This window comes from Nocardia sp. CC201C (assembly GCF_030010695.1).
GTDB lineage: Bacteria > Actinomycetota > Actinomycetes > Mycobacteriales > Mycobacteriaceae > Nocardia > Nocardia otitidiscaviarum.
Genome location: NZ_JASCXP010000340.1, coordinates 1 through 8213, shown reverse-complemented (window position 1 = coordinate 8213; position 8213 = coordinate 1). Strand labels below are relative to the sequence as shown.

Sequence of the window (8213 nt, the reverse complement as noted above, 5' to 3'; positions counted from 1 at the left end):
CGCGGCGCTGTCGACGATCAGCGGCTCGCCGGCGACCGAGTGGCTGTTCGGCCGCACCCTGAATCCGCTGGCGCCGTACGCCCGCCAGCGCCAGCGCGCCGAGCTCGCCCGGATGGAATACACGCCATGGCTGCTGCACCGGCAGAAATGGTTGCTGCACAACCGGGAATCGTGGCTGCGGGCGGCGGAGCGACGCGCGCAGAAGGCGGGCGGCGTGGATGATCCGCTGAAGGTGGCCAACATCATCGACGGCCTGTACGACTCCGGCATTCCCAAGGCGGAGCTCAACGGCGCGCTGGCCGAACTCCGCTTCAACGGCAAGGCCGTGGATCCGATGGACGCTCTGCACGTCGACCGGGCCGTCGCGGTCATGAACGCGTCGAAGTCGCAGAACCCGTACGGATTCGCACCGTTGCAGAAGGCATTGGCGGCGTGGGAGTCGGTGAACAACCACCCGATCGAACCGGGGCGGAGCCTGCGCGAACACCGGGCGTTCGTGGCGCAGGCCCATGTCGCCGCGACCAACTTCGCCAGGCATTCGCGGGTACCGCACTTCATCGGCGGCCAATCCGATATCGACTGGGCATTCGTGAACGACGTACGGGCGAACTGGGATTCGGCGGCTGCCCTGCAGGCGGCCATCTCGCCGGCCCGGTGGAACCAGGTCGGCGCGAACACTCGCCATCACATCGGGTCCGAGCTGGCGAACCAGCACCGGGACGCCGTCCTGCGCTATTACAACAACCCCGTCGAGGAGAATCGGGTGGCGGTCGACCAGATCGCCCGGCGCATCTCCAATCTGGACCACTTGGATCCGGATGCCGGTCTCGATCCGTGGGATTCGTGACATGGCATCGACCGACAGGCGCCGACTCACGTTCCTCGTCGCTATGGTTCCCTTTCCGATCCTGGTGATGATCCTGTTCGGCCTGATGATCGCCGGGGTCCTGGTCTTGCTGAGTCTCGTGATCGGAACGGCTGGCCAATCGGCCTCGGCGGACCTGCACTATCAGTGCGATACCGCGCTGGGGCCGGACCCCTCGCTCACCGAGACTCCGGTGACATCCACCGTGCCCCCGACCGGCGCAGCCGCCCTCACCGCACCGCCTTCGACCAATCCGTACGCCGCCATCACCCTGGACCCCGACGAGACCGAAGTCTCCCAGTGGCAGCGCGACTGCGTCGAGGCCATGCGCTCGGCCCCCTATCAGCTCCCCGCTCTGCGGACACCCAACACCGGCCCCGCCGGGGCATGCGCCGGGCAGCTCGCGATGACACAGGAGGGAAGGCGGTGGGGAGAGGGGGCCGACGGTGCGTCCGGGCCGGCGGATCTGTCCCGGTCCGTCGTCTACTCGGCCGAGTTGGCCGCCACCACCACCGGTACGTGTGTGTTGGTGGCAGCGCCCACCCCGACCGCCGACCGGCACGGCTGCGCACCGGTGCTGCCGACCACGATCGCCGGACAGGGGGTGTGCGGGCAGCGCGTCGATCCGTCCGCTGCCTCGGCGGGCGATCTGGTGTTCTGGGAGTACCGGGGCAACGCGCCGACTCGGGTCGGCGTCGTCGTGGGCGACGGTCAGGTCGTCACCGGCGATCCGTCGGCCGGTGGCTACGTACGGCAGGGGCTCCCGCGCGCCGACGACGTCCGGGTCAAGCGGGTGCTCGACATGGGAGGCTCCTGACGGGTGAACGCGACAAGACATACGAACCGTGAATAACGGTTGAATTCCTTGCTGCGAATTCACTGATTGTTCGTCTGATCGACGAAGGGGCGATCCTGTAATCGATCGCTGTCCGTCGGTACGTTATCCGCGTGTACATTGCGCCGGACATTCGGCGATGGGTTCGGGAAAAGCCATCGCGGCGTCGCGCAGCATGGATAACATCCTGCTTCGTCTTGTTGGTGCTGGTCCCGGGCGCGTTGGGTACTGTCGCGACCGCACAACCGGGCACTGCGAGACCGAGCGCCTGGGTGAACAGCGGACTCGGCTGGATGGATATCCGGGACACTTCCGGTGTGCCGCTGTCGGAGTACCATTTCGCCACCGATCACGGATCGTTGCTCAATCCCGGCGGCGGGATGTGGGCCCTGTTGATCACGCTGGAATTCGCCGGTTACATGGTGATCGTCACCACGGCGATCTGGCTTATCGGATATGTCCTCAGTTTTCGGTGGCTCGATCTTTTCGCCGACGCACTGATCGGTGTCGCGGATGGTGTGGCCGCACAGCTGGCGACTCCGATCGTGCTGCTCACCGCCGCCACGGTCGGGGCGGTCGTGGTGGCTTGGCTGCTCGTGCGCGGGTATCGAGCCAGGGCCACCGCGCAGACGGTCGCCATGCTCGCCGTCGCCGTGCTCGGCCCGCTCTTTCTCGCCGAACCGCTCGCGGCTGTGCTGTCCTCCGACGGACTGCTGGTACACGGGCGCGATATCGGGCTGTCGGTGGCGGCGGGGCTCAACGGCGACGGCAACCCGCAACCGAGCGGGCTGGTGGCGGCGGTGCAGGGCGACCTGGCGGACAACTTCGCGCGGCGGCCGGTGCAGGTGTGGAACTTCGGGCACGTCGTGGACGAGCGCTACAGCTGCCGAGCGGCCTGGTCCGCCGGAATCCGGTCCGGTGAGATGTCCGAAGTCGCCGACGGGCTCCGGGACTGCGGGGATACCACCGCGCACGCGGCCATCGAGAATCCCGGAGCGGCCCAGCTGGGTACCGGATTGTCGCTGCTCGTCTTCGGCTCGTCGCTCCTGGCGTTCGCGGCCTATCTGGGCTTGCAGATCATCCGGTCCGCGCTGGACGCGGTGTATCAGGGGTTCATGGCGATCTTCGGCTTCGCGGCCGGAGGATTCGTCTACGGGCCGACGCAGACCTTCCTCGTTCGCAATATCGTCGATATCGGAATGGCCGCCGCGCGCATGGTCGTCTACACCGTTTTCCTCGGCGTCTACGTGCTGTTTCTCGGGAATCTGTTCCGACTGGCCGGGGACCAGGTGCTGGCCGTCCTCACCATCGGCGGGGTCGTCGAGATCGTGGCGATCTGGCAACTGCGGAGATTGAAGCGGGGCCTGGATCGCGGCGCCGCGTGGATAGCGAATCGGGTCGCGCTGACGGCGCAGGGCGGCGCCCCGGCCGGTGCGGGATCGTCCGACCCGGTGGCTCTCGGCATGGGCACGGTGCGCGCGGCGAACTCGCTGTCATCGGGAGCGGGGCTGCTCGTCGGGCTGGCCGCCGTGTCCACGGTCAACAAATCACCCGCCACCGCGTGGCTGTTGGGCAAGACACGGAATCCGTTGTCGCCCTACGCGCGCAGACGTCGGAGCACGGCGCTCGACTTCGCGGAGTACAGCTCGCTGTCGTTGCACCGGCAGCGATGGGCGAAGGCGAACCGCGACTCCTGGGAGCGCGCGGCGCGCTATCGCGCCGAGAAGCACGGCGGTGTGGACACGCCGCTGGCCGTCGCCGAGGTCATCGACTCGCTCATGGATTCCGGAATCCCCAAGGCGGAACTCAACGGCGCGCTCGCCACCATCGGAGTCCGTCCGGACGACGCGTTGCACGCGGACCGCGCCATCGCCGTGCAGAACGCGTCGATGTCGCAGAACACCTATCTGCCGAACCGGGTGCGACAGGCCCTGGCCGCCTGGGAATCGGTGCACAACCATCCGGTCGGACCGGAGCGGGACCTGCGTGAGCATCTGGCCTTCGCCGCGCGGGCCCAGGTCGCGGCGCGCAAGCTCGCCCGGGATGCGCCGGGGCCGCGAATCGACGCGGAGGTCGACTCGGCATTCGTCGATCTCGTACGCCGACACTGGGACACCCCGGGGGCGCTGCGCACCGTCATCCCGGCGGACCGGTGGCGATCGGTCGGTGCCGCGACCCGGCATGTCATCGGTACCGAGGCGGCCGAGGCGCACAGCGCGGCGGTCGCGCGGTACTACGACGCGCCCACCGGGCGGAATCGCGCATTGGCCGACCACACGGCACACCGGATTTCGGTCCTCGGCCACGGACACCCCGATGAGGGACCGGGTCCGTGGGACTACTGAAGGCGGCCGCAGGCCGCGACCGCGCCGCGCCGCGACGGCTGTCGGAATTCCCCCGTATCCATCGGTTCGGATTCACGGGGTAGCGAAAACGCCTTCGTGCGAACAGGACTCGACCGCGATCTCGGTCGGTAGGGCAGAGGTTCGGCCCTGTCATGCGAACCCGCTCCGGCCAGGTCGGCCCGGTATTCCCAGTGGTGGCGGTTCGTGTGGCGGCGCGGGTGGTCAGGATGGTTGTCGGACGGTTCCCCGAGCGGGTCGAGGAGGCATCGGATGGCCGTGTGGGCGGTGGCGTCGGACGGGGCGGGGGAGTGATGACCGTGGCCGAACCGGGGGCCGGTGCCGAGCTCGTCGACGAGACCGCGGATGAGCCGGACTCCGCACTGTCGGTGGGGTTCGACGAGGACGACGGTGCGGGACAGATATCGGCGACACCGTGGACGCCCAGGCGAAATCATCCCGGAGGAACCACCGCGCCCGCCTCGGCACCCACCGCGCCCGCGTCGACGTCCGGGCCGAGCCCGGGCACTTCGGCCGCAGCACCGTCGGCGGTGACGCCGGTGGCTGGTCCGGCGTCGCTCCCGAACGCGGTTGTGGCGCAGCCCGGTGCGATCGTCCCCGTGGCCGCGGTGACCGGACCGGATACCGCGGTGTCGGTAGCCGGGACGCCGCTCCCCGAGGGGCTCGGCGTGCCCCGCGAGCGGTCGAGCCCGGGGCTCGACCGCGACAGCGAGGCCGATAGCGATGCCGACAGCGATGCGGCCGATGCCGATCGGTCCGGTATCGAGGACGCGTTGGCGCAGCTGCTACCCGCCCTGTCACAGGCCCTGTCCACACCGCAATCCCCCACCGCGAGCGCGGCCAGCCCGCACACGACCGACTCCGGCACCGGCACCGGGATATCCGACACCACGGTCACCGGCGCCGACGACGAACCCGTCACCGTCGGATTGTCACCGCAGGCCGAGCGGGCCCTGCGAATCCTGAAGGTACTGGCCGCTCTCTACGGCGCGCGCGAAGCCGCCGCCGCATCCGCCACCGGCCTCGACTCGGCCACCGGCAAGACCGGCGGCGCCGGTGCGACAGCCAGCGGGCACACCGCCGCCGCCCTGTTCCAGAAGCACGCCGCCACCGCGTTCACCAACCTCGACAACCGGCTCGCCAACTACGTCACCAATCTCGCCGGTGCCAACACCGTCGACCGCGACCAACTCCTGCACCTCATCCGCGAAACCAATGTCGCGTTGGCGACTCTCGGGCCCGACACCTACACGCCGGCGGGACAGCGCAAAGCCCACCAGATCCTCACCCGCGCCCTCCAGTACGCCCATCAGATCGTCGGCACCGGGCAAGCCAATTCCGCCCAGACCGCCGCGCACATCAACCAACTCACCAACCAGTACCTCTACAACCTCGCCGGACAGAATCCGTCCACCCACACCGGTGTCGGCGGCGGCGCGGGCAGCGGTCGCTTCGTGCTCCCCGCCCAGGGCACCTTCACCTCCGGATACGGTCCGCGCTGGGGCAAACACCATGACGGTGTCGATATCGCCAACGCGATCGGCACGCCGATTCTCGCCGCGGCCGACGGAGTGGTGGTAGCCGCCGGACCGGCCAGCGGATTCGGCCAATGGGTGAAGATCCGGCACGCGGACGGCACCGAGACGATCTACGGGCACGTCGACAGCTACTCCGTACAGCCCGGGCAGCAGGTCAGCGCCGGGCAGCAGATCGCCCGGATGGGCAATGAGGGCCGGTCCACCGGTCCGCACCTGCATTTCGAGGTGCGGCAGAACGGTTCGGCCCTGGATCCGAAGTCCTGGCTGGCGCAGCGCGGCATTCGATTGGCGTAGTTCGATCGGGCTTGTCCGGCTCCGCATTCCGCCTCGTGCGCGCGGACCGGCCTCCACACAGCGCGCGGGCGCGGCGCTACCGGTCGATTGTGCTGTGTGCACAACGCGCCCCGCCGACTATGGCGTCCGGGTACGTTCCCCGGGCTGCGGTCAGCCGTTAGCGTTCGACATGTCGAGTACGGAACGGGTGAGGGTCGTGTCTGTAGCTGTCGATCATTTTGTCTGGCATCGGGCCGAATTCGGCCCCGGCGCGCCCAGTCTCGAAGACCAGCGTCTCCGCTGGGGATATCGCGAATTCGCCGAGCGTGTCGATGCCGCGGCCGCCCAGTTGGCGGTTACGGGCGTTCGGCGTGGCGCCACGGTAGCGATCGTGCTGCCCAATCGGCTGGAGTTGCTGGTGGCTCTCATGGCCGTGTGGCGGTTGGGTGCGATCGCGGCACCGCTGGACCCGGACGGCGACGAGCCGCTGATCGAAGCACAGATCGTCGCCGCCGACGCCGTGGTGGTGCTGGATGATCGTCCGCTGCCCGGTCCTTCACATCGGATCGCCGGGGTTCCGCGCTTGGCGGTCGAGGTCCTGGCGCGTCCGGTGCCCGTCGGATGGGTCGCGCCGCCGGACCCGAAGAGCGAGGATTCCGCTCTGGTGTGTTTCGGATCCGGTGCCGGGCCGGATTGCGGCGTGTTTTCCCACGGGTGGCTACGGGAGGTGGCGGCCGATACAATCCGGTGCCTGGGTCTCACCGGATCCGACCACTGCAGGATCTCGCTGCCGTTGGCCCGAGCCGATGTGATCGGAATGAATTTCGTTGCGGCGATGGTGCTGGGATCGCGGCTCAGTCTGGTCTCGGCCCGCACATCGCCGAACTGGGCACCGCCGACGGGAGTGTCGGTGTGCTCGGGATTCGCGACGTTCGGGGCTCGGGTGCCGTAGCGGCCGCGTTCCGCGCACGATCTTGTTGAGAGGTCCAGCTCGATGACTGTTTCCGCGCTCCCACCCGAACATCGAGCCGCCGTATCGTCCGAGCCGTCACCGGCTCTGGTAGCCAGTGTGATCGAGGAGATCGGGACGGCGTTGCGGGCGCGGGAATCGGAAGTGGTCGAGGAGATGACCATCCGAATACTCAACGAGAACGACTTCACGCGGGCCGATCCGCGAATGGAGAAAATGCGGGTCGCCGCAATCCATTCGAATGTTTCGACCATGATCGAGATCTTGGCCAACAACATTCCGCTCGAGCATATGCAACCACCGGTGGCCGCGGTCGAGTCCGCGCGCCGGGCGGCGCAGCGGGAGATCCCGTCCAACCTTCTGGTGCGTTCGTACCATATGGGACAGAATTCGATCATGCGCACGCTCCATGAAGAGGTGGAGCGCCGGAAGCTGCCGGTCGAATTGGCGCTGGCCGTGGTCAAGCTGCTCAACGACAGAATCTACGCCTACGCCGACTGGATCACCTCGTACGTTTTCGAAACCTATGAGGCCGAACGCATTCGGTGGATAAATGCCCGCGGCACCGTGAATTCCTCCACGGTTCAGGTGCTGCTGTCCACGACGACTCCCGACCAGGCCGCTTTCGAGGACGCCACGGGTTACCGTCTGGACCGAACCCACGTGGCGGTGTTCCTCTGGTACACAGGCGGTGACGAGTCGACCGTTCTGAATGTGCTCGGTGCGGGCGCACGGGCGCTCGCGCGTGACCTCCAGACCGATGGGCCGCCATTGGTGACCGCGGTCGACCGGCGCTTGGTGTGGGCATGGCTGCCGTTCGGGGATCATCGCCCGGCTGTCGATATCCCCGAGTCGGTGGCGGCGGGTGGGCTGCCGACCGGGATCCGGCTGGCCGCCGGGTTGCCCGGTCGGGGGCTGTGCGGATTCCGGCGCTCCCATCAGCAGGCCGAGGCCACCTATTTCGTGGCCACCGTCCCGGACGCGCCGCCCAGTCGCCGGTCCATGAGCTTCGGTGATCCGGGCGTGGCGGTGGTGTCGCTGCTGGCTCAGAACCTGGACGCGACCCGGGCCTGGGTACGGGAGGTGCTCGGGGAACTCGCCAACGATACCGAACAGGCCGCACCCCTCCGGGACACGCTGCGCACCTACTACGCGACCGGGGAAAGCCATCTGCACACCGCGCAGCGGATGATCCTGCACCGCAACACGGTCAAGTATCGAATCACCAAGGCGCTGGACATGATCCAGGACGGCGGCACGCCGCACAGCAAACTCGATATCGCCGTGGCGCTCGAGGTCTGCAGCCTGCTCGGGCGCAAAGTCCTACGCGCACCCCACCGCTAGCCGGCCGCCCCGCCGAGTGCGATAC

6 protein-coding genes are annotated in these 8213 nt (G+C 68.3%); all 6 read left to right on the top strand.

What is annotated here, in order from left to right:
- On the top strand, positions 1–847 hold an 847-nt coding region (locus QK444_RS27560), incomplete at its 5' end, for a hypothetical protein (protein ID WP_282785063.1).
- Between the two features lie 43 nt (positions 848–890).
- Complete coding sequence (locus tag QK444_RS27555) at positions 891–1682, top strand: hypothetical protein (RefSeq protein ID WP_282785062.1); 792 nt, start codon at positions 891–893, stop codon at positions 1680–1682.
- 290 nt (positions 1683–1972) lie between these two features.
- Entirely contained in the window at positions 1973–4045 is a 2073-nt protein-coding gene (locus QK444_RS27550; RefSeq protein ID WP_282785061.1) for a hypothetical protein, read from the top strand.
- A gap of 152 nt (positions 4046–4197) precedes the next feature.
- Positions 4198–5895 carry a peptidoglycan DD-metalloendopeptidase family protein gene (locus QK444_RS27545; RefSeq protein WP_349239546.1) on the top strand — a complete coding sequence of 566 codons (1698 nt, stop codon included), beginning with the start codon at positions 4198–4200 and terminating at the stop codon, positions 5893–5895.
- A gap of 196 nt (positions 5896–6091) precedes the next feature.
- Complete coding sequence (locus QK444_RS27540) at positions 6092–6826, top strand: class I adenylate-forming enzyme family protein (RefSeq protein WP_282785060.1); 735 nt, start codon at positions 6092–6094, stop codon at positions 6824–6826.
- A gap of 117 nt (positions 6827–6943) precedes the next feature.
- Positions 6944–8188: a helix-turn-helix domain-containing protein gene (locus QK444_RS27535; protein WP_282785059.1), complete on the top strand. Its 1245-nt coding sequence runs from the start codon at positions 6944–6946 to the stop codon at positions 8186–8188.
- Positions 8189–8213 lie beyond the last annotated feature (25 nt).